Raw genomic sequence first — 24,077 nt, forward strand, 5'->3', positions numbered from 1 at the left:
GGTGGACCGGTCAGGCCGGTGGACCGGTCAGGCCGGTGCGGGCTACGGCCGGCGTGCCAGATCGCGCTGGTACCAGGTGCCCGGCTTACCGCCGAGTTCGGCCGGATCGGCCGGCCCGTCCGGGACGAACCCGGCCTTGACCAGCACCTTCCGGGACGCGGCATTCTCGTGGGCGGTGGCCGCCCGCAGCGTGCGCAGCCCGTACCGCGCCGACGCCACGTGGCACAGCTCCAGAACGGTCGCGGTCGCGATGCCGCGGCCGGCGACGTGCTGCGCGACCCGGTAACCGAGTACGGCGGTACCGTCCTCGAGGTCGTACAGATTGAACCGCCCCAGAACCGAGCCGTCCTCGGCGACGAGCACGTGGAAGACGCAGATGCCGGCCTCCTGCTCAGCCAGCAAGGCGCTGAACCGGTCGGCGAACCGGTCGAAGAAGTCGTCGCCGCGGTCGGAGACCGAGGCGGCGAAGTAGGCGCGGTTCGCGAGCTCGAAGGCCAGGACCGCCGGGGCATGACCAGCACGCAGCTGTTTCAGCTCGGGCACCGCCCGACTTTAACCCCGGAGGCGCTAGGCGAGCTCGATCGAGTCCCCGGTGACCTTGATCTGCTTCTCGGGCAGCGGCTGGTCGGCCGGCGGATTGGCCACCGAGCCGTCCGTGATGTTGAACTTGCTGCCGTGGCAGGGGCAGTTGATGGTGCCGCCGGACACGCTGGTCACCTGGCAGCCCTGGTGGGTGCAGATGTCGGAGAAGGCCTTGAACTCACCCTTCTTCGGCTGGGTGACGACGACCTTCTCGTCCTTGAAGATCTTTCCGCCGCCGACCGGGATGTCGCTCGTCTTTGCCAGTTCGGTGCCGGCCTTGACCGAACTGGACCCGGAGTCACTGTTCTCGTTGCCGTATTCGCCGCAGCCGACGGTAAGCGTGGCCGCGCCCGTCGTCAGAAGGATCGTGCGCCGCGTCGGGCTGTGCGTCATGTCGTGACTCCGAAGGTGCGGAAGAACCAGAGGGCGGAGGTCAGCCAGAGAATGGTGAGCGCGGTGAAGACGAGCCCGCCGACGATCGGCAGCAGCCACCCGGGAAGTCGCTCCGAACGGAGCAGCAGCATCTTGGCACTGAACACCCCGAAGAAGAAGCAACCCAGGAGCGAGTGCCACAGAACGCGTGATTCGTACGACTGGAAGCCCAGCGCGTACAGACAGTGCACCGCGACCGGCACCGCGACGAGGAAGGCCACCCGGCCGGACCAGCGGTGCAGGGTGGCGGACCAACGCGGCCCCGGCAGTTTGCCGTACACCATCAGCGCCGAGACGAGCTGCACGATCGCGAAGAAGAACGCGACCGTCGCGAGCCATGACTTCACCGCGCCGGTGCTGCTGAAGCCGGCGAGGTTGAAGGCCGTCCCCGTCGGGTCGTGGACCTTGCCGTAGACGCCCAGGGCGACCGCCACCGCGGCGGCGACCAGGGCCGGGATCAGATAGCGGGCCGGGCCGGGGCCGCGCTCGGGTTCGGGAGTGGGCCAGCTCTGGGTGGCCGCGTTCGGGTCGACGGTCATGATCGGCTCCCTCGGGCGGAGGTCAGGGGGTTACCGGGCGGGCCGTGAGCTGCTGTCCGTCGACCGTCACCGCACCGGTCTCGGGGTCGATCTCCGGTGCCGGTGAGGGCTTGCCGTCGCGTGTGAGGATGCCGACCTGCTCACCGTCCGGCAGGACGATCCAGCCGCCCTCGATCTTCGCGCCGGCCACCGTGCTGTTCGCCCGGTAGAGCCCGGACGACTTCTTCGCCCTGCCGATGGTGAAGGCGTGGCTCCCGCCGCCGACGTGGGCCGTGCCGCGGATCTCCTTGGTTCCCTTCACCTTGCCGTCCAGGCTCGCGCCGCCCTTGCCGGTGAGTCGCAGGCTGCCGTCGTCCTTCACGTCGCCCTGCAGCCACGACTCGATGTTGTGGCCGTCGCAGACGTACGCGATCGCCTTGTCGTCGCGCACCGTGATGGCGACCGCGGAGGAGTCGTCGTCGGTACGGCCCGTGTAGACGCCCTCGGGCACGGGGGCCTGGGTCGGGGAGGGGCTGGGCGGCGCGGACGTCGAGGCCGGGGCGGTGCTCGGTGACGCCTTGGTGCTGGGCGACGGCTTCCCGGACGCCGGCGGCTTCACGTACGACGACGTGGGCTTCTCTCCCGTGGTGGCGTTGAGCGAGAGCATGAACAGGCCGAACAGCAAGCCCGCGAGCAGCGTCAGCAACGGTCCGGAACGCTTCATGAAAGGGGCCTCCCCCGAGGCAGGTTTCCTGCCATCAGAGCGGACCCGGCGTCCCGAGTCCAGAGGCGCACGGGTGTGTTTCACCCCAAGGAGCGGAACTGGGACATTCGGGTGACATTGACACGGTCCGGGAAGCCATCTCAGGGGGCGGGCGCCCCGAGCCCGCCCCGCACCGGCTGACTAGGCTGGTTGTACAAAGAGCCGGGTTGTACATCAGCAAGGAGCAATGCCGTGGCGGTACGAGCGGTCCGGGGCGCCGTCCAACTCGAACAGGACGAGGCCGGCCACATGGACGAGCAGGTCGGGGCGCTGCTCACCGCCATCATGGAGCGGAACGAGCTGACCGCGGAGGACCTGATCAGCATCTGGTTCACGGCCACGCCCGACCTGCACAGCGACTTCCCGGCGGCCGCGGCCCGCAAGCTCGGCATCGTCGACGTACCGCTGATCTGCGCGCAGGAGCTGGACATCGAGGGCGCCATGCCCCGAGTCGTCCGCGTCCTGGCGCACATCGAGTCCGACCGGCCCCGCGCCGACATCGCGCACGTCTACCTCGGTGCCGCGGCCGCCCTGCGCAAGGACATCGCCCAGTGAGGACCGCACTCGTCGTCGGGACCGGGCTCATCGGGACGTCCGCCGCGCTGGCGCTGGCGGGGCGGGGCGTCACCGTCCACCTCGCCGACCACGACCCGGAGCAGGCCCGCACGGCTGCCGCCCTCGGCGCGGGCACGGACGAGGCGCCCGAGGGGCCGGTGGACCTCGCGATCGTCGCCGCGCCGCCCGCGCACGTGGCCGGGGTGCTCGCCGACGCCATGCGGCGGGGTGCGGCCCGCGGGTACATCGACGTGGCCAGCGTGAAGGGCGGGCCGCGGCGGGAGCTGGAGGGGCTCGGCCTCGACCTCTCCTCGTACATCGGTACGCATCCGATGTCCGGCCGGGAGAAGTCCGGGCCGCTGGCCGCCTCCGCGGATCTCTTCGAGGGACGGCCCTGGGTGCTGACCCCGACCCGGGACACCGACACCGAGGTGCTGAACCTCGCGCTGGAACTGGTCTCGCACTGCCGCGCGGTGCCGGTGGTCATGGACGCCGACGCCCACGACCGCGCTGTGGCACTCGTCTCACACATGCCCCATCTGGTGTCCAGCATGGTCGCCGCGCGGCTCGAGCACGCCGAGGAGGCCGCCGTACGGCTGTGCGGGCAGGGGATCCGGGACGTGACCCGGATCGCCGCGTCCGACCCCCGGATGTGGATCGACATCCTCTCCGCGAACCCGGGGCCGGTGGCCGACCTGCTCTCCGATGTCGCCGGGGATCTTGAGGAGACGGTGCGGGCGCTGCGCGCGCTCCAGTCCGCCGACGAGTCCAAGCGGGGCGAGGGCGCGTCCGGGATCGAGGACATGCTGCGGCGGGGGAACGCCGGGCAGGTGCGGGTTCCGGGCAAGCACGGGTCCGCGCCTCGGGTGTACGAGGTCGTGGCCGTGCTCATCGACGACCAGCCCGGACAGCTCGCCCGGATCTTCGCGGACGCCGGGCGGGCGGGGGTCAATATCGAGGATGTGCGGATCGAGCACGCGACGGGGCAGCAGGCGGGTCTGGTGCAGCTGATGGTGGAGCCGTCGGCCGCGCCCGTGCTGGCGGCGTCGTTGCGGGAGCGGGGCTGGGCCATTCGGCAGTAGGGGTCCGTCCCGGGGCCCCTGCCCGGCCCGGACCGGCGCCGGGACGACGGCGTCCGGACGGGTGACGCGCACCCAGTAACCTTGTGCGGGGCACAGTCGCGCCCCCACACCACCCGCCAGACCGCACCCGAAAGGTGTCCCCCCGTGGAAAACGGCGCCGCCCAGCCCGTGATTGTCGCCATAGACGGCCCCTCCGGCACGGGCAAGTCGAGCACCTCGAAGGCTGTCGCCGCGCAGCTGGGGCTGAGCTACCTGGACACCGGGGCCCAGTACCGGGCGATCACCTGGTGGATGGTGACCAACGGGATCGACATCGATGACCCGTCCGGGATCGCCGCCGTGGCGGGCAAGGCGGAGATTGTCTCCGGCACCGACCCGGAGAACCCGACGATCACGGTGGACGGCACCGATGTGGCCGGTCCGATCCGGAGCCAGGAGGTCACCTCCAAGGTCAGCGCCGTGAGCGCGGTACCCGAGGTGCGGGCCCGGATCACCGAGCTCCAGCGGTCGATCGCGGCCTCCGCCGAGAAGGGGATCGTCGTCGAGGGCCGCGACATCGGTACGACCGTGCTGCCCGACGCCGACCTCAAGATCTTCCTCACCGCCTCGCCGGAGGCCCGCGCCGCCCGCCGCAGCGGGGAGCTCAAGAGCGCCGACGTCCAGGCCACCCGCGAGGCCCTGATCAAGCGGGACGCGGCCGACTCCAGCCGGAAGACCTCGCCGCTCGCCAAGGCGGACGACGCGGTCGAGGTGGACACCACCGAACTCACCCTCGCGCAGGTCATCGAGTGCGTCGTCACCCTCGTCGAGGAGAAGCGGGCCGGGAAGTGAGCGTGCCGTCGGAGAAGGGGGCCGAGGTCGGGCGGCGGATCGGCGTCGGACTGATGTACGGGCTGTGGAAGCCGCGCGTGCTCGGCGCCTGGCGGATGCCCGCGACCGGGCCCGCGATCCTCGCCGTCAACCACTCCCACAACATCGACGGCCCCATGGTCATGGGCGTGTCACCCCGGCCGACGCACTTCCTGATCAAGAAGGAGGCGTTCATCGGGCCGCTGGATCCCTTCCTGATCGCCATCGGGCAGGTCAAGGTGGACCGCTCGGGCGCCGACCGCGGGGCGATCACCCAGGCGCTCGACGTCCTCAAGACCGGCGGGGTCCTCGGTATCTTCCCGGAGGGCACCCGGGGCGAGGGCGACTTCGCCTCCCTGCGTGCAGGCCTCGCCTACTTCGCGGTGCGCAGCGGGGCGCCGGTCGTGCCGGTCGCGGTGCTGGGAAGCTCCGAGAAGCCGGGACGGTTGATAAAGGGGCTGCCTCCGCTGCGCAGCCGCGTCGACGTCGTCTTCGGCGACCCCTTCGAGGCGGGCGACGGCAGCGGACGGCGCACGCGCAAAGCGCTCGACGAGGCGACCGAGCGCATCCAGAAGCAGCTGAGCAGTCACCTGGAAAACGCCAGGCGCCTGACCGGGCGCTAGGCGACACTGAGTAGTGGATCAATCCGGCGAAAGGGCCGGACTGTCCACCGATCACCACGATGAACGAGGTACGGACTTCATGAACGACCACATCCACTCCGAGGGCTCGGGCGAGGAGCACGACCACGGGGCGCTTGGCGATGCCGAGTACGCGGAGTTCATGGAGCTCGCCGCGGAAGAGGGCTTCGACGTCGAGGACGTCGAGGGTGCCATCGAGGCGGCCGGTCACGGTCCGCTGCCCGTGCTCGCCGTCGTCGGACGCCCGAACGTCGGCAAGTCGACTCTGGTGAACCGCATCATCGGGCGCCGCGAGGCCGTCGTGGAGGACAAGCCCGGCGTCACCCGCGACCGCGTCACCTACGAGGCCGAGTGGGCGGGGCGCCGCTTCAAGGTCGTCGACACCGGCGGCTGGGAGCAGGACGTCCTCGGCATCGACGCCTCCGTGGCCGCGCAGGCCGAGTACGCGATCGAGGCCGCCGACGCCGTCGTGTTCGTCGTGGACGCCAAGGTGGGTGCCACCGACACCGACGAGGCGGTCGTACGACTGCTGCGCAAGGCCGGTAAGCCCGTGGTGCTGGCCGCCAACAAGGTCGACGGCCTGAGCGGCGAGTCCGACGCGGCGTACCTGTGGTCCCTGGGCCTCGGTGAGCCGCACCCCGTCTCCGCGCTGCACGGCCGGGGCACCGGCGACATGCTGGACGCTGTCCTGGAGGCGCTGCCGGAGGCGCCCGAGCAGACCTTCGGTACCGCGGTCGGCGGGCCGCGCCGGATCGCGCTGATCGGCCGCCCGAACGTCGGCAAGTCCTCGCTGCTGAACAAGGTGGCCGGTGAGGAGCGGGTCGTCGTCAACGAGATGGCCGGCACCACCCGTGACCCGGTCGACGAGCTGATCGAACTCGGCGGTGTCACCTGGAAGTTCGTCGACACAGCCGGTATCCGCAAGCGGGTCCACCTCCAGCAGGGCGCGGACTACTACGCCTCGCTGCGTACGGCCGCCGCCGTCGAGAAGGCCGAGGTGGCGGTCATCCTGATCGACGGCTCCGAGTCCATCTCGGTCCAGGACCAGCGGATCGTCACCATGGCCGTTGACGCGGGCCGCGCGATCGTCCTCGCCTACAACAAGTGGGACACCCTCGACGAGGAGCGCCGCTACTACCTGGAGCGGGAGATCGAGACCGAGCTCGGCCAGGTCGCCTGGGCGCCCCGGGTCAACGTCTCCGCGCGCACCGGCCGGCACATGGAGAAGCTGGTCCCCGCGATCGAGGCGGCTCTGGCGGGCTGGGAGACGCGGGTCCCGACGGGCCGCCTGAACGCCTTCCTCGGCGAGCTGGTCGCCGCCCACCCGCACCCCATCCGGGGCGGCAAGCAGCCGCGCATCCTCTTCGGCACCCAGGCCGGCACCAAGCCGCCGCGGTTCGTGCTCTTCGCCTCCGGGTTCATCGAGGCGGGCTACCGGCGCTTCATCGAGCGACGGCTGCGCGAGGAGTTCGGCTTCGAGGGCACCCCGATCCACATCTCGGTGCGGGTGCGCGAGAAGCGCGGCGCGAAGAAGAAGTGACCCAGACATGAGGAAGGGCGGCCCACACCGGGGCCGCCCTTCCTCATGTCTCAGTTCCCTCTGCGGGGACCGGGTGGCAGCGCCGCCGGGACGTGGTGCATTCCGGTGTGCTGGTGCCCGATGTGTCCCACCCGCTGCCACTGCGACTGCTGGCGGGCGCTGAACGCCCCCGCGCTGTAGGCGCTGTACGAGCCGCTGAACGAGCCCGAGGCGTGCGGGATGTTCCCGAACGCGGTGAAGCCCAGCTCCTCCTCGCCGCTGCGGTCACCCGGCAGCGAACGGAAGGTCTTGACGTACTCGGAGTAGAGCGCGTCGTAGATCGGCGTGGCCGATGGTCCGCCGGGAAACCGGCGCGGAGCGTCGTATGGGTGCACGTATGTCCAAACGACACCGGGACCTCGGGGATGCGGTTCGGCGTGATCCTTCAGCCGGTCCTCACGTCCCCGCGAGCGGCATCGCGGCCGCGACCAGCTTGCCGTTCGCCGCCGCCTTGTCGAGCGCGTCCCGCAGCAGGTCCTCGCGCGGCTGCCGTCCGATGGACCCCACCGGCGCGGCGAACATCAGCACCTGCTGGTGCTTGTTGGCGGCGGCCCGCCAGCTGTCCGTCACCTGGAGCGGCTGGTGCGCCTGCCACCAGGCCACCGGCTGCCCACCGTTCGGCGACGGCTGGAGCACCGCGTGCAGCTGCCCCACCGCCAGCAGCACCGACCACCCGTGCAGCACGGACGGCACCGACTCGATCGCCGTCAGCGGCATGAACCCCTGCTCGATCAGCAGCGGCAGGAAGTCGTCGCCGCTTCCCGTCGCGCCCGGCCGCGCGATCGGCCCGGTCGGTTCCACGACCAGTGCCGGGTGCAACTCCCCGGCGATCAGGACGAGGCCACTGGTCACCCCGAGCACCGCCTGCTCGGGTACGACCTTGTCCGGGTCCAGGTCGACGGAGTCGCCGGTGATGGACTTCACCGCGCCCTGGAGCTGCTCCTCGGTGACCTGGACGACCTGGGAGGGCAGGCAGGTGGCGTGGGCGAAGGCCAGGACGGCGGTCTCGTCGCCGATGAACAGGACGGTGCTGGTGCGCTCCTGTTCGGAGTCGCCCTGGGTGCGGCAGGACGTGCAGTCGTAGCTGCCGGGGGCGTTGTCTCCGGCGAGCAGCCGGTCGGCTTCTTCGTCGCCGATCTCAGCGCGTACCTCGTCGCTGACGTCGAGCATGCGCGGCACGGGTGGCTCCCTCGGGATGTGGTGCCCGGGTGGGTCCCGGGCTCATGAAGAAGACAACGGGTGATCTGTGGCGGGAGTCACGCCCCAAAGCGAACGGAATCGAACCGACCACCGCGCAGGGTCACCCCGGGTGCGGAATCGGGCACTCAGTGTCAAGTAGATGGATATCAAAGGAAGTTGGTTGCGTGAAGTGGGTCACAGGTTGACGGGGCGAGTGGTCGACAAATCAGGAAATCAGCGAATGAAGTGGGTGGCCGGAAATCGCCGATACCCGCGGTAACGATGAACTGGCCTGGAACGACGAGGAGTTGGTTGCCGACGTCTCCACAGGCTCTCTACATTCCTCCGCCGTGTGCAGCGAGCACCGCTCGGGAACGTCCGCCGACGTACGAAGCCAGCACATCGCACCACCTTCCGGCGGACGGGGCGGAGCGCGACCGCCCGGCCCCTGTGCCGGGAGTGCGTTCCGCCTTGGGGGACCCCGAGTCCTTCGAGAGGGAATCACATGTCCGAATGTGCCGATACCACCCGCGACACCACTCGTAGGACCCGAACCACCGCGGCCCTCGCCGGGGCCGCCCTGCTCGCCCCGCTCGGGCTGCTGGCCGCGGCCGGCAACTCGGTGGCGGCGGACGGCGGGGTGTGGGACCGCATCGCCCAGTGCGAGAGTGGCGGGAACTGGCACATCAACACCGGAAACGGCTACTACGGAGGACTCCAGTTCTCCGCCGGCACCTGGCGCGCGTACGGCGGTACGGCCTACGCGCCCACCGCCGACCAGGCCACCAGAACCCAGCAGATCGCCGTCGCCACCAAGGTCCAGGGCGCCCAGGGCTGGGGCGCCTGGCCGACCTGCTCGGCACGCGCCGGGGCGTACGGCAGCGCGCCCGCAACCTCCTCCGGCTCGGCGGGGACCTCGTCCGGCTCGGCGGGGACCTCGTCCGGGACCAAGGCCGCGCCGTCCAAGCCGGCGAAGACGCCGGCCCGTTCAAAGAGCCACACCAACCGCAGCGCCTCCCGCGGCGACTACACCGTCCGCCCGGGCGACACGCTGAGCAAGGTCGCCGCCCGGCACGGGACCACCTGGCAGAAGCTCTACGCCGCCAACGAGGCCGTCATCGGCGCTGATCCCGACCTGATCGTGCCCGGGCAGCGCCTCGAAATCTGAGAGCTCCCCCCTGCCATGGGCACGGGCCCCGTCCGGTCTCCCGACCGGGCGGGGCCCTGGCCGTGCGGACGCGGACGGGGCGCTCAGGCGCGCCCCCGCCGCAGCTCCGCCGCCTCTCCGCGGAACACGACCGCGCCGCGCCGCAGTTCGTACACGATCGCCGTCCGGCCGGGCAGCGTGGCTGGGAGCCGCTGCTCGGCCACGACCACGCACGCGTCCAGGGCGGCGAGGAGTTCGTACGTGCGGGCCGCGACCGCGGGAGACATGCCTTGCGCGGGTTCGTCGACGAGGACCACACGTGCGCGTGCCAGCAGGGCACGGGAGACGGCGAGCATGCGCTGCTCGCCACCGGAGAGGGTGCCGGCGCGGCGGGGGAGCAGGGCGGCCAGCTGCGGGTAGGCCTCCAGGGCCAGGTCGTGGGCGGGGGCGGCGAGTTCGAGGTTCTCGCGGACGGTGAGGGAAGCGAACACCGCCTGGCGCTCGGGGACCAGACACAGACCGCGCCGGGCCCGCTCGTACGCCGGCACGCGGGTCACGTCGACGCCGTCCCACACGACGCGGCCGTCGATGAGCGGCACTGTCCCGGCCAGGGCGCGCAAAGCCGTCGTACGGCCGGAGCCGTTGCGGCCCAGCAGGACGGTGAGGCCGGGTCCGGGGGCGGTGAGGGTGATGCCGTGCAGGGCCTCCAGGGGGCCGTAGCGCACGCGCGCGTGGCGCAGGGAGATGGCCGTGGTGGCTGTCATACGGCGGTCTCCCGGGCGTCGAGTGTGTCCAGCACGTGGGCCGGGGGGCCGGAGGCGATGACGCGGCCCGCGGTCATGACGTGCACGACGTCCGCGAGGCCGGCGACCAGGTCGAGGTCGTGCTCGACCACGAGGAGGGCGGTCCCGTCCGCCGCGAGGGCCCTGAGGACGCGGGCCAGGGCGGTCACCTCGGCCGTGTCCAGACCGGCGGCGGGTTCGTCCAGCAGCAGGACGCCCGGAGCGCCGGCGAGGGCTCTGGCGAGTTCCACGCGGCGTAGGGTGCCGGTGGGGAGGCCGGCGGCGGGGGAGTCCCGCACGGGGCCGTCGAGGGCGAGCAGTCTCAGGGCGCGGGCCGTGGCGGCCGGGTCGGTGCGGTGGCCCTGTTCCGCGCCTACCTGGACGTTCTCGGCCACGGTCAGGGTCGGGAAGACGGCCAGTTGCTGGAAGGTGCGGGCGATGCCGAGACGGGCGCGGGCGTGGGGGGAGAGGCGGGTGATGTCGCGGTCGCCGTGGCGGACTTGGCCCCGGGTGGGGCGGAGCGTGCCTGCCAGGCAGTGGAACAGGGTGGATTTTCCCGCGCCGTTGGGGCCGATGATCGCGGTGATGCTGCCGGGTGGGACGGTGAGGTCGACTCCGGCGAGGGCGGTGAAGCCGTCGTAGCGGGCGTGGAGGTCGTGGGCGGTGAGGACGGCCCGGCCTTCGGCCGGGTTCGTGTGCCCCCTCGCACCACGCGTGCCCCCTTCACGGCCGGGTGCGGGAGGCCCCTGCGGGGGTGGAGCGTCGCCGGCGGGTGCGGCGTCGTTCGTGGGTGCCGGGGCCTGCCCCCGAGATGTCGGCAAGCGGCGTCTCACCCGCACCCCGAGGGGCGTCAGGGCTGTCGGCCGGGGTGGTCGAAGCCGCTCCGCCACCGCCCGCACCGCCTCGTACGGCCCCCCGGGAAAGCGGCCCACCAGCACCGCCAGCACTCCGATCAGCGCCGCCGCCACCCCGCCCCGTGCCCCCGCGTCGAGGCCGACCAGCAGGGCTGCCGCTCCCAGGGCGCCCAGGGTGCTGTCGGCGCCCAGGACGACCACCGCGGCGAACCAGAGGAGGCCGCGGACGGGGTCGTAGGCGGTGGGGTCGAAGGCGCGCAGACCCATGCCGAGCATTCCGCCGCCCAGGGCGGCCAGGGCGGCGCCCGCGACGAAGGCGAGGAGTTTCAGGGCGGGGACGCGGACGCCTGCCGCCGAGGCCGCGGACTCGTGATCGCGCAGCGCGGCCAGGGCCCGGCCCGTACGGCCTCTGCGCAGCGCGTGGGTCGCCAGCAGGGCGAGCGCGAGCAGGGCCAGCTCCAGGACGTAGTACGCGCGGTCGCCCTCGAAACCCTCGGGGCGGTCCAGGGACAGGCCGGACGTGGCGTACGGCTGGGCGAAGACGAAGCGGCTCACGCCGACGCCGACCGCGAAGGTCGCGAGGGCCAGGGCCAGCCCCCGGCGGGTGATCGCCGGCCAGCCGGTCAGCAGGCCGAGGGGCGCCACCAGGACCACCGCCAGCGCCAGCGCGGCCAGTTCCGGCACGCGGGGCAGGCCCGGGAAGCGGCCCGCCGCCAGCAGGGCCGTGAACAGGGCGCCCAGGCCCGCGTAGGCCGCCTGTCCGAGGGAGAGCTGGCCGCCCCTGCCCGTCACCACCACCAGGGAGAGCAGCACCACGCCCAGCGCGGGAACCTGCACCGACGTGTGCAGGTCCGAGCCCGCGAAGCCCAGCGGCAGCAGGAACAGGACCGCCGCCACGATCCACGCGCCCAAAGGCGTCGGCACGCGCGCGGTGGCCGTACGGGGGAGGACATCCCGGGTGCCGATGCGGGGGAGTACCAGGGCCGCGAGAAGGAGGGCCACGACGAACAGGTTCGCGCCCACCGCCCGCAGCAACGGTTCGGCCCAGCCCGACGGGTGCAGTCTCGTCAGCTGGCTCTGGGCCGCTCCGATCGTCAGCGCCGTCAACACCGCCACCGGCAGGCTGCGCATCCGCGCGGCCACCGCCACCGCCACCACCTCCATGACGAGAAGCGGCAGCCCGTACGGGTCCAGGCGGACGTAGGGGGCCAGCAGGACGCCCGTCAGGCCCGCCGTGAACGCCCCGAACGCCCAGCCGGCCGCCGCCACCCGGTCGGCGTCGATCCCGCCGAGCACGGCCAGCCCGCGGTCGTCCACGACGGCCCGCAGCTCCCGTCCGAAGCGCGTCCAGCGGATGACCGCGCCCACGCCGGCCGACAGGACCAGGACGACCGCCAGCTGCCCCCACGGGTCCGCCGGCACCAGCTCCGGAGCATCGTCCCGGGCGCCCTGTCCCCACAGCAGCGCGGCCCCGCCCACCAGCAGGACGAAGACGCCGATGGAGGCCACCAGGGTCTGGGCCGGATCACCGCCCAGGACGGCCAGGGGCCGGAAGACGAAACGCTCCAGCAGCACGCCGAGGGCCGGTGCCAGGAGCAGCAGGGTCACCACCGCCCCGGCCCACAGCGGCCAGCCCCACTCGACCACGCAACTCCGCAGCACGAACGCGCACACCATCGCGATCGCCCCGTGCGCGAAGTTCAGCACCCCGGTCGCGCGGTACGTCACGATCAGGCCGATTCCGGTGAGCGCGGCCGCGCCGCCGACCGACAACCCGGCGAGGGTGAGGTCGTAGGTCAGCGAGGACATCAGTCGGTTTCCTCGACGGGCTCGCAGATCGGGCAGGGGCCCAGCTCGCCGCTCGCCAGGAGCTTGGCGTCCACCGGGATCGACTCCACCTTCCCGGCGACCAGCGGGCAGTCCGCGCGGTGCCAGAGGGTGCCGCCGGGCACCATCAGCAGGTCCCCGCTGACGGCCAGGGGCGCGCCGACCGCCGGGCCGGACTCCTCGGCCTCCGTGGGCTCCGCGGCGACCAGGAGGCCGTACAGCTCCTCCACGCGCGCGGCGGCGAGCGCGCCCCGGCCATGAGTGAGGAGCATGGCCCCGGCGACGATCAGCGCGGCGCCGGGCACCGTGCAGGAGGCGAGGTAGGGCAGCTGCCGCTCGGCGTAACGCTCGCCCGAGACGCCGTACCAGCCGAGGACGCACAGCACCGCGCCCGCGGCGAGTGCGGCCCAGCCGGCCCACAGGACGGGGTGCACGGTCCGCAGTCGGGCTGTCCGCATCTCTGGCTCCCACATGTCGCATGCCTGTCCATGTAAGCCAATCGCTTGCACTATGCCTTCTTGAAGCTGACCCTGAAAGCACCGGGCGCACGTGGCCCGGACCGACACCCGGTGGTGAGCCAGATGGTTCTCGGGAGCGACCGCACGTGGGGGAACGGCAGCCGGGGGCTGATGGCGGTGGGGTTCGCCCTCGCCGTGGCCCTCACGGCGTGCAGCGACGACAGCGGCGGCGGCAGCGAGAGCCCGCCGCCGACGCCTTCCGTGGAGCGGAGCACACCTTCGGCGGCACCGTCGCCGAGCGGACCGGCCGACGCGGCCGCCGCCCAGCGGGAGATCAGGACGAACTGGGAGAAGTTCTTCGACCCCAGGACCTCCACCAAGGACAAGCAGGCCGTCCTGGAGAACGGCGACGACATGGGCCCGGTGCTCCAGGCCTTCAGCGGTGACCAGCGCGGCGGACAGGTGCGGGCGAAGGTCACCAAGGTCGGGTTCACCGAGCCGACCGCGGCCGACGTGACGTACACCCTGATGCTGAACGGCGCCACCGCCCTGCCGGACGCCTCCGGAACGGCGGTCGAACAGGACGGCACCTGGAAGGTGTCGGTCAACACCCTGTGCGCGCTCGTCCAGTTGAGCGGCAATGCCACGGCGTCGGCTCTTCCGGGCTGCTGAGGCCGCCCTCGCGGTCCTGCTGCTCACGGTGGGCACGGCGTGCGGCAGCAGGCTGCCGGAGAGCGACTTCGAGCACCGCGAGCGGGCCACCCCCGCGCGAGGCGACACCCCGGTCCGCGTCGGCATCGTCACCAGCGCCACCAGCCCGGTCGGCGGCAGCGCCTTCACCGGTCCGCGCGACGGCGCCAAGGCGTACTTCGAGCGGCTCAACGCGCGCGGGGGCGTCAGCGGCCGCCGGATCGAGGTGCGCGAGTGCGACGACGGCGGCAGCGGGGTCGGCAACAACACCTGTGTGCACCGATTGATCGACGAGGACAAGGTGGTCGCCCTGGTCGCCACCACGGCCCTCGACTACGCGGGCGCCTCCCGCGTCTCGCACGCGCGCGTGCCCGACATCGGCGGCCAGCCCATCGGCGCCGCCTACGACACCTGGCCGCACCTCTACGGCATCTACGGCAGCCTCGCGCCCCGGAACGGCACGACCGGCTGGGACGGGAAGCAGTACGGCGGCACGGAGGTCTACCGCTACTTCAAGCGCGAGCACGGGGCCCGTACGGCCGCCGTCGTCTCCTACAACCAGGCCGCGTCCGCCGCCTACGCCCGGCTCGTCGAGCAGGGACTGAGGGCCGAGGGCTACAGGGTCGTCACCGAGCAGGTCGACTTCGCACTGCCCAACTTCCGTGCCGTGGCGGCCGACCTGAAGGAGCAGGGCGCCGACCTCGTCTTCGACGCCGTCGACAGCCATGGCAACGCCCGACTGTGCGAGGCGATGGACGCGGCCGGCGTCGAGGTCACCGCCAAGGTCACCAACGTGCAGAACTGGACGTCCACCGTCCAGGACGACTACCGGGACGCCCCGCGCTGCCGCAACGCCCTGTGGGCGACCGGGGCGAGCCGCGACTACGAGGACACCGGCAACCGGGCCGTACGGGAGTTCAGGGACGCCACGAAGGGACTCAGGACGCACTCCCAGTGGCAGCTGGAAGGCTGGGCGGCCGCCATGTGGTTCACGGACGCGGCGAAGTCGTGCGCGGAGGCGGAAGCGGGCATCACGCGCGCGTGCGTCGACGCCTTCATGAACCGCAGCCAGGACTACACGGCGGACGGCCTGCTCGTCCCCGTGCGGTTCGAGCGCCTGGCCGAGCCCCCGACGTCCCGCAGGACCTGTCTCTCGGTGGCCCGCTGGCAGGACGGCCGGGGCTGGGTCTCCCAGGGCGACATGAACCGCACGTGCTTCGACGTTCCGCAACTGCCGTACCAGCAGTGAGTCACCGCATTCGGGTGACCTCGGCCCCGTTGAAGAACTCCCTGACGTCACCGGCCAGCAACTCGGGCACCTCCAGGGCCGCGAAGTGGCCGCCGCGGTCGAACTCCGTCCAGCGGACGAGGGTGTTGACCTGTTCGGCCCAGCGGCGGATCGCCACGTCCTCGCCGAAGTTGGCCACCGCGGTCGGCACTCCGGAGGTCTGCGTCGGGAACCAGTCCGGCACATGGCTGTTCTCGTAGTACATGCGGGCCGCGGAACCGGCCGTGCCGGTCAGCCAGTACAGCATCACGTTCGTCAGGAGCGTGTCCCGGTCGATCGCGTCCTCCGGCAGCGCGGCCGAGGAGTGCGTCCACGCCTGGAACTTCTCCATGATCCACGCCAGTTGGCCGACGGGTGAGTCGGTCAGCGCGTAGGACAGGGTCTGCGGGCGGGTCGACTGCAGCACGTTGTAGCCGAAGCCGTCCGTGGTGAACTCGGCGATGCTCGCGAGGCTGCGCAGCTCACGGTCGGTCAGTCCCTTCCGCGCCTCCTCGTCGACCGGGCCGAGCGGGATGAAGCCGACCGAGGCGGCGTTCACATGGACGCCGACCACGGACTCCGGCGCGATCCGGGCGAGCGCGGGCGAGATCAGGGCGCCGAGGTCGCCGCCCTGGGCGCCGTAGCGCTCGTAGCCGAGCCTGCGCATCAGCTCGGCCCACGCGCGGGCGACCCGGTTGACGTTCCAGCCCCGCTCGCGCGTCGGGCCGGAGAAGCCGAAGCCCGGGATGGCCGGGATCACCAGATGGAAGTCCTCGCTCAGCGAGCCGATCACCCCGAGGAACTCGACGACCGACCCCGGCCAGCCGTGCGTCAGGATCAGCGGGAGCGCGTCCGGACGGGCGGAGCGGATGTGCAGGAAGTGCACCTGGGCGCCGTCGATCCCGGTGACGAACTGCGGGAGCTCGTTCAGGGCGGCCTCGTGCTTGCGCCAGTCGTAGGCGCCCCGCCAGTACGCGGCGAGCTCGCGGAGATACGGCAGGGAGGCGCCGTACTCCCAGCCGGTCTCCGGGAGCTCGTCCGGCCAGCGGGTGAGGTCCAGGCGGGTGTGCAGGTCGTCGAGCTGCGCCTGCGGGATGTCGATCCGGAACGGACGGATCTCACGGTTCTTCGCGGTCGCGCTGGTGTCTGCCATGAGTCCAAGGTAGGAGGGCTTGCGGACAGCCACTGTCCGCAAGCGCTGGCAGACTCGGCACCATGTTGGAGACCTCGGCACGACTCCTGCGCCTGCTCTCGCTGCTGCAGGCCCACCGCGAATGGTCCGGCGCCGACCTCGCCGACCGCCTCGGTGTCACCTCGCGCACCGTGCGCAGGGACGTGGACCGGCTGCGCGAGCTGGGTTACCCCGTCAACGCCAGCCCGGGCACCGGCGGCGGCTACCAGCTGGGCGCGGGCGCCGAGCTGCCCCCGCTGCTCCTGGACGACGACGAGGCCGTCGCGGTCGCCGTCGGCCTGCGCACGGCCGCGGGGCAGGGCATCGAGGGCATCGGCGAGACCTCCGTACGGGCCCTCGCCAAGCTGGAGCAGGTGCTGCCGGGCCGGCTGCGCCGCCGGGTGGGTGCCCTGAACGCCTTCACGGTGCCGATGCTGCGCGGCCCGCAACCGGATGCCGTCGACCCGGGCGTCCTCACCGAGCTCGCCAACCTCTGCCGGGACGCCGAGCGACTGCGCTTCGAGTACAGCGATCACGGCGGCGCCGCCAGCCGCCGTAGCGTCGAACCGCACCGCCTGGTGTGCAGCGAGCGGCGCTGGTACCTGGTCGCCTGGGACCTGGACCGCGACGACTGGCGGACCTTCCGCGTCGACCGGATCACCCCGAAGCCGCCGCACGGGCCCCGGTTCGCGCCGCGCACCCCGCCCGCCGAGGATCTCGCCGCCTACGTCTCGCGAGGCGTCTCCACGCGCGCGTACGCCTCGCACGCGGTCGTGCGGCTGCTGGTGCCCAAGGAACGGGCCGCCGAGCGGATCTCACCGAGCGCCGGGGTGCTGGAGGGGGAGGGGCCCGACAGCTGCATCCTGCGCACCGGGGCATCGAGCCTCGACGTGATGGTGATCCACGTGATGATGACGGGCTTCGAGTTCGAGGTGCTGGAGCCGGACGGGCTGACCGAGGCGATCAGGACGGCTCACGACCGCCTCGCTCGCTCGCTTGCTCGCTCTTCGGCTCGGGCTGCGGAGCCAGGGCCGCGTACTCCGGGTGGTGCAGGTCGAACGCCGGGGACTCGGAACGGATCCGCGGCAGCGTCGTGAAGTTGTGCCGCGGCGGCGGGCAGGAGGTGGCCCACTCCAGGGAGCGGCCGAAGCCCCAGGGGTCGTCGGTCTCCACCTTCACGCCGTATTTGGCGGTCTTCCAGACGTTGTAGAGGAACGGCAGCGTCGAGGCGCCGAGCAGGAACGCGCCGATCGTCGAGACGGTGTTCAGGGCCGTGAAGCCGTCGGCCGCGAGGTAGTCGGCGTACCGGCGCGGCATGCCCTCGGCACCCAGCCAGTGCTGGACGAGGAACGTGGTGTGGAAGCCGACGAACAGCGTCCAGAACTGGATCTTGCCGAGCCGCTCGTCGAGCATCTTCCCGGTGAACTTCGGCCACCAGAAGTACAGCCCGCCGAAGATCGCGAAGACGACCGTGCCGAAGACGACGTAGTGGAAGTGCGCCACGACGAAGTAGGTGTCCGAGACGTGGAAGTCCAGCGGTGGCGAGGCCAGCAGCACTCCGGTCAGGCCGCCGAACAGGAACGTCACCAGGAACCCCGTCGCCCACAGCATCGGTGTCTCGAAGGACAGCGAGCCCTTGATCATCGTGCCGGTCCAGTTGAAGAACTTCACGCCCGTCGGGACGGCGATCAGGAAGCTCATGAAGGAGAAGAACGGCAGCAGCACCGCGCCGGTGACGAACATGTGGTGCGCCCACACCACGATCGACAGACCGGTGATCGACATCGTCGCCGCGACCAGCGTCAGATAGCCGAAGATCGGCTTGCGGCTGAAGACCGGGATGATCTCCGTGATGATGCCGAAGAACGGCAGCGCGATGATGTACACCTCGGGGTGCCCGAAGAACCAGAACAGGTGCTGCCACAGCAGCGCCCCGCCGTTGCCCGCCTCGAAGACGCGGGAGCCGAAGCGCCGGTCGGCCTCCAGGACCAGCAGCGCGGCCGCCAGCACCGGGAACGCCAGCAGGATCAGGATCGACGTGAACAGTGTGTTCCAGGTGAAGATCGGCATCCGGAACATGGTCATGCCGGGCGCGCGCATCCCGATGATCGTGGTGATGAAGTTGACCGCGCCGAGGATCGTTCCGAAGCCGGCCAGCGCGAGCCCCATGATCCACAGGTCGGGGCCGACGCCGGGGGAGTGCGCGGAGTTGTTCAGCGGCGCGTAGGCGAACCAGCCGAACGCGGCGGGGCCGGTCGGCACGATCAGTGAACCGAGCACGATCAGACCGCCGAACAGGAAGAACCAGTACGACAGCATGTTCAGCCGCGGGAACGCCACGTCCGGGGCGCCGATCTGCAGCGGCATCAGCTCGTTGGCGAAGCCCGCGAAGCTCGGGGTCGCGAACAGCAGCAGCATGATCGTGCCGTGCATCGTGAACAGCTGGTTGTACTGCTGGTTGTCCATGATCTGCAGCCCCGGCCGGGCGAGTTCGGCCCGCATCAGCAGCGCCATCACCCCGCCGACCAGGAAGAACACGAACGACGTGATCAGGTAGAGGTGACCGATCTTCTTGTGGTCGGTCGTGATCAGCCAGTCGACGATCACCCGCCCGTGCCCCTTGGTCCGCACGGGTCGTGCCGTCGCGTGCACGGTCTGCGTCCCCATCGCTCGCCCCTTCGCTCGGCTCACGCCATGATGCTCGCGCCGTCGTGCGCGGCGACAGGGGGCGTAAGGGGGTTCTGTGCTGGAACCGTGTATTTCCTATGCGGTGTCAGCCGGCCGGCCGTGTCCGGAATCGGTGGCGGGCAAAGGAGCCGGGCCAGTTCTCGGACAAGCCTTCTCACGGTTCATTCGGAGAAGCCGTACGACGCGCGGGAATTACGTTCGAATACGCGCGGAAGGGGTGGGGAAACGCCCGTTCGTGTGACGGAGCGCGAGGGAAACGGGTGGCGGGACGCTGTGGCAGAAGCGTGACAGGAGGCGTGCGGGATCCGGACTTCCGCGGCCGCCGGGCAGGGCCTAGCGTGGCGGTATGGCACCCATTCCGACACCGCCCGCCGAACCCCAGGACAGCCCGGACACCTACGTCGGTCTCGACTCCGCCGCCGCCGAACAGCTCGCGCGTGAGCGGGGCTGGTCGACGGTCCGGACATTGCCGCCGGGGGCGATCATCACGATGGAGTACCGCGCGGGCCGGCTGAACTTCGAGGTGAAGGACGGCCGCGTGGCGCGGGCCTGGAAGGGCTGAACCGCATGACGTGGGTCCCGGTTCCCTCTCGGGGGACCGGGGCCCACGTCATGCCCGGGGTGGTGGTGCGTACCGGCCCCGTCGGCTTCGAGGTGAGGTTCAGCCGCCGGTCACCGGCCGGGTGGCCGGGGACGGCGTACCGCGCACGATGCGGTCCGGGTGCGGCGGGCGGCGGCTGCCGGCCGGGGTGACCGGGGTGCGCTCCGAGCGGGTGGTGTGCGGGCCCGGCGCCAGGTGGGCGGGTGACCTGGGGCCACGCGTCGGCGCCGAGGCCTCGCGGGCCGCCGTTTCGTTCTGCGGGGCCGTGAGCGGCTTGAGCCGGGCGGGCGCGGGCGCCGTGACCGGGGTGACCGGGGCGGGGGCCTTCGCGCCGCCGCGGGCCCGCCAGCGGTCGCGCAGGTCGAAGGCGTAGACCTCGGTGCGGGCGATCAGCGGCTCGAACCAGGGCAGCGCGAGCAGGATCAGCAGACCCGCGACCCAGCCCAGCACGACGTCGCTCAGCCAGTGCGTACCGAGGTAGACGGTGGCCATGCCGACGCCCAGCGAGGTCACCGCGGAGATCGCGGACAGCCAGCGGCGGGCTCTCGGGGTGGAGGCCAGATATGCCAGGATTCCCCAGGTCACCACGGCGTTGGCGGTGTGGCCGCTGGGAAATATATCGCCGCCGAGGCCCATCTCGTTCGAGCCGATGACGGTCGCGTAGTGCGGTCCGAGTCGTCCCATGCCGTACTTCGCGGCGCCGACCGTGATGTTCAGCAGCAGCAGCGAGGCGCCCAGGGTCAGCAGCGGGCGCAGGGTGTGCTGGCGCCAGGAACGCCAGCCCAGCCAGGCCGCGACCATCACCGCGGTCGGGCCGCGCTGGCCCAGCACCACGTAGTAGTCGACGAACCAGTGGATGGACGCCCACTGCTGGTACGGCCGGAAGAACATGACCTGCCAGTCGAGGCGGACCAGCCACGAGGTGGTCACCACGAGCCAGACGATCGCCAGGTAGAAGGCCAGTGCGGCGACCGCGAGGACGGTCCGGTGCCGGCTCGCCCGGGGCACGCTGAGGTGGGCCGGCCGCTCCGGCTCACGGTCCAGCCTGGCGAACACCCGGTCCAGACGGGTGGGGTTTCGTTCGGTACGCACCCAATCGACGTTACAGCGAGTGAGCTCTGTTCCCTGGCGAATCAGCGGCTTTGTGATGACGATGTGATGTGGGATTCCTCTCAGCCGGGGGTTTATTTCCAGGGATTCCGCAAAGGCGGACGGCTGCGTCCTTCAATTCCTTTGATCATTCCGGGTGGGGGTTTTATGGTCCTTATGAATTCGTTCACCGAATCATGGGGCGGAATTCTCCGGGCGCTCATCGGCCCGGAGTCGATCATGGCGGACCGGAGCCGTTCAGCCAGAAGGCGCCGTACAGGGCGGACGCGCCGGCGAGCAGCGCCACGATCACGGCTGACCTGCGGGTCCTTGCGCGGGCGAGGGCCAGGGCGAGGGGAAGCAACAGAGGGAAGGCGGGCATCAGCAGGCGCGGTTTCGAGCCGAAGTAGCTCGACGCGCACAGGGCGAGCGCGGTGACGACACCCGCGTACACCAGGAGGGGCAGCGGCTGGCCCTGTCGCGCGCAGACGACGTACAGCCACACCACAAGGCCGACGCCGAGGATCAGCCCGACCCCGGCCAGGGCCGACGGGAACGACGTGAACTTGTCGGCGACGAAGCGGGCGAAGGCGTACCCGCCGTCGAAGCCGTTGCGCCAGCCCGCCTGCACGTCGAGATAGCCGAGCGGCCCCTTGCCGGTGCGGTGACCGACCCACAGGACGTAGGCGGCGGCGCCCAGGGGGGCGAGGGTCATGCCCAGGGCGCGGCGGGCAGGGGCGCTGCCGGAACTCTCCCGGGTCCGCCTCTCCCGCAGGAAGGCGGTGATCCCCGCCGCCCACACCGCCGCGACCACCGCCAGGCCCACCGGACGGGTCAGGCCCGCCAGGGAGGCCAGCAGGCCCGCCGTCACCCAGCGGCCGGTCAGCACCGCGTACAGCGACCAGGCCGCCAGCGCCGTGAACAGCGACTCGCTGTACGCCATCGACTGGACGATCCCGACGGGCAGCACGGCCCACAGCAGGACCGCGCAGAGGCCCGCCCGACGGCCGTACACATGATCCGTCACCGCGAAGACGCCCCAGGCCGCGGCCAGCGAGGCGAGCAGGGCCACCACGAAGCCCGCGTCGGCGTACGACAGCGGGGTCGTCGCGGACAGCAGTCGCTCCAGCCAGGGCAGGAGCGGGAAGAAGGCCAGGTTGGAGTGCACGTCGCCGTTCGGCAGTCGTACCTCGTAGCCGTAACCGAGTTCGGCGACCCGCGTGTACCAGAGGGCGTCCCAGCGGGCGGTCAGCAGGGTGTACGCGTTCTTGTCGCGCGCCGCGCTCCACAGCGCCAGCGTGATGAGGCCCAGGGCGCGTACGGCCGCGTAGCCGAGCAGCGCCGGGGCGGCTCGGCGCAGGGCCGGTTCGGTGCGCGCTCCAAGATCCGTCACGGGTCCGATTATCGACCGGCCCCCACACCCGCCCACCCGCCGGGGCGGGGCGACAGGCGGGGAAAGTGGCGTACACCACACGTGTTCCGTCCGAAGTCTGAGAGGTCCGCCACTGGGCCTTCGCCCGAACTCGCGTACGCTGACGTGTCACCCGCCGTTCGCTGCGCGGGCCGGAGACCACCGCTCCTCTCCGGCCGAGATCATGGGGAGTCCCCACCCCGTGTGCCCGCCGAACGCGAGGGAACTTCTGGGAGGTACGTACATGTCCGGGACGACCACGGCCGCCGCAATGCTGCGCCGTCGGGCGGCCGGGGCCGGTGCAAACCGCTGGGTCGTCCTCGTCGTCCTCTGCGTCAGCCTGCTCCTCGTCGCCCTCGACGCGACCGTGCTGCACGTGGCGGTGCCCGCCGTCACCGAGGACCTCAAGCCCGGCGCGATGGAACTGCTCTGGATCGTCGACGTCTATCCGCTCGTCTGCGCCTCGCTGCTGATCCTCTTCGGCACGCTCGGTGACCGCGTGGGCCGCAGGAGAGTCCTCCTCCTCGGCTACGGTCTCTTCGGCGTCGCCTCCGGTGTGGCCGCCGTGGCCGACACCGCCCAGGTGCTGATCCTCGCGCGGGCGCTGCTCGGCGTCGGCGGCGCGATGATCATGCCCGCGACACTGTCGATCCTCCGCCAGGTCTTCCCCGACCGGCGTGAGCGGGCGCTCGCCATCGGCATCTGGAGCGCCGTCGCGGCGGTCGGCGCGGCGGTCGGACCGCTGCTCGGCGGCTTCCTCCTGGAGCACTTCTGGTGGGGCTCGGTCTTCCTGGTCAACATCCCGTTGATGCTGGTCAGCCTGCCGATCGGCCGACTGCTGCTGCCCGAGTCGAAGGGCAGCGGGAAGGGCCCCTGGGACGTGGTCGGCGCACTGCTGGCCGCCGCCGGGCTGTTCGCCCTCGTGCTCGGCGTGAAGCGGCTGGGCGGCGGGGAGTTCGACGTGTTCACCGCGGTGCCGCTGGCCGTGGGCGCGGTACTGCTGGTCCTCTTCGTACGGCGGCAGCGACGGCTCCCGCATCCCCTGGTGGACCTGCGGATGTTCGCGCGCTCCGCGTTCAGCACCTCGGTCGGCTGCATCGTCCTGGCGATGCTCGCCCTCGTCGGGCTCGAACTGATCGCGGCGCAGTACCTCCAACTGGTTCTCGACCTGTCCCCGCTGGAGACCGGCCTGAGGCTGCTGCCGCTGACGATCGCCGCGATGGCGGCGGGGCTGGCCGGGGCGCGACTGCTGAGGCGGTTCGGGCCGCGCCGGATGGTGAGTGCCGGGTTCTGCCTCACGGCCGTGGCCGTGCTGCTGCTCACCGCGATGGGCGACACGGACAACGCCGGACTGCTGGTGTGCGGGTTCGTGCTGCTCGGGTTCGGCCTGGAGACCACGCTCTTCGGGGCGTACGAGTCGATGCTCAGCGAGGCGCCGCCGGAGCAGGCGGGCGGGGCCGCGGCGATCGGCGAGACCTCGTACCAGCTCGGGGCGGGCATCGGGATCGCGCTGCTCGGCAGCGTGATGAACGCGGCGTACACGCCCGGCCTCTCCGGCGTGTCCGGTGTCCCGGAGTCGGCGTCCAGGTCGGCCGGGCACTCCCTGGGCGAGGCCTACGAGGTCGCCGGACGCCTCGGCGGACCCGCGGGTGTGGCCCTGCGCCGGGCCGCCCGGGACTCCTTCGTGCACGGGCTGCACGTGACCTTGCTGGTGAGTGCGGGGTTGTTGCTGCTGGGCGCGGTGATGGCGTTGCGGCTGCCGCGCACGATGCAGTGCGGTGAGGCCGCTACGGCGGTCGAGCTTCCGGCGCCCAGGGAAGTCGCGGAGTCGCGCGTCTCCGCCTGACCGGCGTCTGGATGTGCGGCGGGACGCGCTGTACCGTCGGCGACGGAAGCTTAAATTAGCGGTGCT

23 protein-coding genes and 1 pseudogene are annotated in these 24,077 nt (G+C 71.6%); 11 read left to right on the forward strand and 13 right to left on the reverse strand.

Going from position 1 to position 24,077, the window contains the following annotated elements; translation table 11 throughout:
• Window positions 1-42: 42 nt before the first annotated feature.
• The 4 genes from ABZT02_RS22105 to ABZT02_RS22120 are packed head-to-tail and all read right to left on the reverse strand — an operon-like array spanning window position 43 to window position 2,256.
• Window positions 43-543 (reverse strand): GNAT family N-acetyltransferase, encoded by a 501-nt coding sequence (locus tag ABZT02_RS22105; protein ID WP_356019695.1) that lies wholly within the window; start codon window positions 541-543, stop codon window positions 43-45.
• A 24-nt stretch (window positions 544-567) separates the two neighbouring features.
• Complete coding sequence (locus ABZT02_RS22110; RefSeq protein ID WP_356019696.1) at window positions 568-975, reverse strand: Rieske (2Fe-2S) protein; 408 nt, start codon at window positions 973-975, stop codon at window positions 568-570.
• A complete protein-coding gene (locus ABZT02_RS22115; protein WP_356019698.1) occupies window positions 972-1,553 on the reverse strand; it encodes a DUF6529 family protein in 582 nt (193 codons plus the stop codon). Before ABZT02_RS22115 ends, ABZT02_RS22110 begins: the two co-directional genes overlap by 4 nt.
• Before the next feature lie 22 nt (window positions 1,554-1,575).
• The gene (locus ABZT02_RS22120; protein ID WP_356019699.1) at window positions 1,576-2,256 is read right to left on the reverse strand and encodes a hypothetical protein; all 681 of its coding nucleotides are present in this window, start codon (window positions 2,254-2,256) and stop codon (window positions 1,576-1,578) included.
• Between the two features lie 231 nt (window positions 2,257-2,487).
• Here ABZT02_RS22120 and aroH point away from each other — a divergent pair, with 231 nt between their 5' ends.
• From aroH to der, 5 genes are all read left to right on the forward strand, one after another.
• Entirely contained in the window at window positions 2,488-2,850 is a 363-nt protein-coding gene (gene aroH, locus ABZT02_RS22125) for a chorismate mutase (RefSeq protein ID WP_356019701.1), read from the forward strand.
• Window positions 2,847-3,932: a prephenate dehydrogenase gene (locus ABZT02_RS22130; protein WP_356019702.1), complete on the forward strand. Its 1,086-nt coding sequence runs from the start codon at window positions 2,847-2,849 to the stop codon at window positions 3,930-3,932. The genes aroH and ABZT02_RS22130 overlap by 4 nt, the downstream gene beginning before the upstream one ends.
• A gap of 144 nt (window positions 3,933-4,076) precedes the next feature.
• Window positions 4,077-4,763: a (d)CMP kinase gene (gene cmk / locus ABZT02_RS22135; protein ID WP_356019703.1), complete on the forward strand. Its 687-nt coding sequence runs from the start codon at window positions 4,077-4,079 to the stop codon at window positions 4,761-4,763.
• Window positions 4,721-5,404: a lysophospholipid acyltransferase family protein gene (locus tag ABZT02_RS22140; protein WP_356019705.1), complete on the forward strand. Its 684-nt coding sequence runs from the start codon at window positions 4,721-4,723 to the stop codon at window positions 5,402-5,404. Before cmk ends, ABZT02_RS22140 begins: the two co-directional genes overlap by 43 nt.
• A 79-nt stretch (window positions 5,405-5,483) precedes the next feature.
• Window positions 5,484-6,962, forward strand: coding sequence for a ribosome biogenesis GTPase Der (gene der, locus ABZT02_RS22145; RefSeq protein ID WP_356019706.1), 1,479 nt, complete (start codon window positions 5,484-5,486; stop codon window positions 6,960-6,962).
• A 50-nt stretch (window positions 6,963-7,012) separates the two neighbouring features.
• Here the strand turns inward: der and ABZT02_RS22150 are convergent, their stop codons facing one another.
• On the reverse strand, window positions 7,013-7,336 hold the full coding sequence (locus ABZT02_RS22150; RefSeq protein ID WP_356019707.1) for a hypothetical protein: 324 nt from the start codon (window positions 7,334-7,336) through the stop codon (window positions 7,013-7,015).
• A 61-nt stretch (window positions 7,337-7,397) separates the two neighbouring features.
• Entirely contained in the window at window positions 7,398-8,180 is a 783-nt protein-coding gene (locus ABZT02_RS22155) for a hypothetical protein (RefSeq protein ID WP_356019708.1), read from the reverse strand.
• Window positions 8,181-8,685: 505 nt separating this feature from the next.
• Between ABZT02_RS22155 and ABZT02_RS22160 the strand changes: the two genes are divergently transcribed.
• Entirely contained in the window at window positions 8,686-9,348 is a 663-nt protein-coding gene (locus ABZT02_RS22160) for a transglycosylase family protein (protein WP_356019709.1), read from the forward strand.
• A gap of 83 nt (window positions 9,349-9,431) precedes the next feature.
• Here the strand turns inward: ABZT02_RS22160 and ABZT02_RS22165 are convergent, their stop codons facing one another.
• Genes ABZT02_RS22165 through ABZT02_RS22175 form a run of 3 tightly spaced genes read right to left on the reverse strand, consistent with a single transcriptional unit; the run spans window position 9,432 to window position 13,248 of the window.
• Window positions 9,432-10,091, reverse strand: coding sequence for an ATP-binding cassette domain-containing protein (locus tag ABZT02_RS22165; RefSeq protein ID WP_356019710.1), 660 nt, complete (start codon window positions 10,089-10,091; stop codon window positions 9,432-9,434).
• Window positions 10,088-12,772, reverse strand: a complete 2,685-nt coding sequence (locus ABZT02_RS22170; protein WP_356019711.1) for an ATP-binding cassette domain-containing protein — start codon at window positions 12,770-12,772, stop codon at window positions 10,088-10,090. Before ABZT02_RS22170 ends, ABZT02_RS22165 begins: the two co-directional genes overlap by 4 nt.
• Window positions 12,772-13,248, reverse strand: coding sequence for a hypothetical protein (locus ABZT02_RS22175; RefSeq protein WP_356019712.1), 477 nt, complete (start codon window positions 13,246-13,248; stop codon window positions 12,772-12,774). Before ABZT02_RS22175 ends, ABZT02_RS22170 begins: the two co-directional genes overlap by 1 nt.
• 111 nt (window positions 13,249-13,359) lie before the next feature.
• On the opposite strand from ABZT02_RS22175, the gene ABZT02_RS22180 reads away from it, so the two are divergent.
• Both ABZT02_RS22180 and ABZT02_RS22185 read left to right on the forward strand, forming a co-directional pair.
• Window positions 13,360-13,920 (forward strand): hypothetical protein, encoded by a 561-nt coding sequence (locus ABZT02_RS22180; protein ID WP_356020132.1) that lies wholly within the window; start codon window positions 13,360-13,362, stop codon window positions 13,918-13,920.
• Window positions 13,889-15,187, forward strand: coding sequence for an ABC transporter substrate-binding protein (locus ABZT02_RS22185; RefSeq protein WP_356019713.1), 1,299 nt, complete (start codon window positions 13,889-13,891; stop codon window positions 15,185-15,187). Before ABZT02_RS22180 ends, ABZT02_RS22185 begins: the two co-directional genes overlap by 32 nt.
• Before the next feature lies 1 nt (window position 15,188).
• On the opposite strand, the gene ABZT02_RS22190 is transcribed toward ABZT02_RS22185, so the two are convergent.
• On the reverse strand, window positions 15,189-16,358 hold the full coding sequence (locus ABZT02_RS22190; RefSeq protein ID WP_356019714.1) for an epoxide hydrolase family protein: 1,170 nt from the start codon (window positions 16,356-16,358) through the stop codon (window positions 15,189-15,191).
• A gap of 62 nt (window positions 16,359-16,420) precedes the next feature.
• On the opposite strand from ABZT02_RS22190, the gene ABZT02_RS22195 reads away from it, so the two are divergent.
• Window positions 16,421-17,473 (forward strand): YafY family protein, encoded by a 1,053-nt coding sequence (locus ABZT02_RS22195; RefSeq protein WP_356019716.1) that lies wholly within the window; start codon window positions 16,421-16,423, stop codon window positions 17,471-17,473.
• On the opposite strand, the pseudogene ctaD reads toward ABZT02_RS22195, so the two are convergent.
• A pseudogene (gene ctaD, locus ABZT02_RS22200) lies at window positions 17,370-19,043 on the reverse strand (cytochrome c oxidase subunit I); the annotation flags it as partial. The gene ABZT02_RS22195 and the pseudogene ctaD sit on opposite strands and share 104 nt — an antisense overlap.
• A 367-nt stretch (window positions 19,044-19,410) precedes the next feature.
• Between ctaD and ABZT02_RS22205 the strand changes: the two are divergent.
• Complete coding sequence (locus tag ABZT02_RS22205; RefSeq protein ID WP_356019717.1) at window positions 19,411-19,626, forward strand: I78 family peptidase inhibitor; 216 nt, start codon at window positions 19,411-19,413, stop codon at window positions 19,624-19,626.
• A gap of 99 nt (window positions 19,627-19,725) precedes the next feature.
• Here ABZT02_RS22205 and ABZT02_RS22210 read toward each other — a convergent pair whose 3' ends face one another.
• Together ABZT02_RS22210 and ABZT02_RS22215 are read right to left on the reverse strand one after the other, a co-directional pair.
• Window positions 19,726-20,757, reverse strand: a complete 1,032-nt coding sequence (locus ABZT02_RS22210) for a phosphatase PAP2 family protein (protein ID WP_356019718.1) — start codon at window positions 20,755-20,757, stop codon at window positions 19,726-19,728.
• A 235-nt stretch (window positions 20,758-20,992) separates the two neighbouring features.
• Complete coding sequence (locus ABZT02_RS22215; protein ID WP_356019719.1) at window positions 20,993-22,147, reverse strand: mannosyltransferase family protein; 1,155 nt, start codon at window positions 22,145-22,147, stop codon at window positions 20,993-20,995.
• A 262-nt stretch (window positions 22,148-22,409) separates the two neighbouring features.
• On the opposite strand from ABZT02_RS22215, the gene ABZT02_RS22220 reads away from it, so the two are divergent.
• Window positions 22,410-24,011, forward strand: coding sequence for an MFS transporter (locus ABZT02_RS22220; protein WP_356019721.1), 1,602 nt, complete (start codon window positions 22,410-22,412; stop codon window positions 24,009-24,011).
• The last annotated feature ends 66 nt before the right edge of the window (window positions 24,012-24,077 follow it).

Origin of the sequence: Streptomyces sp. NPDC005402 (genome assembly GCF_040606575.1) — a bacterium.
Taxonomy (GTDB): Bacteria; Actinomycetota; Actinomycetes; order Streptomycetales; family Streptomycetaceae; genus Streptomyces.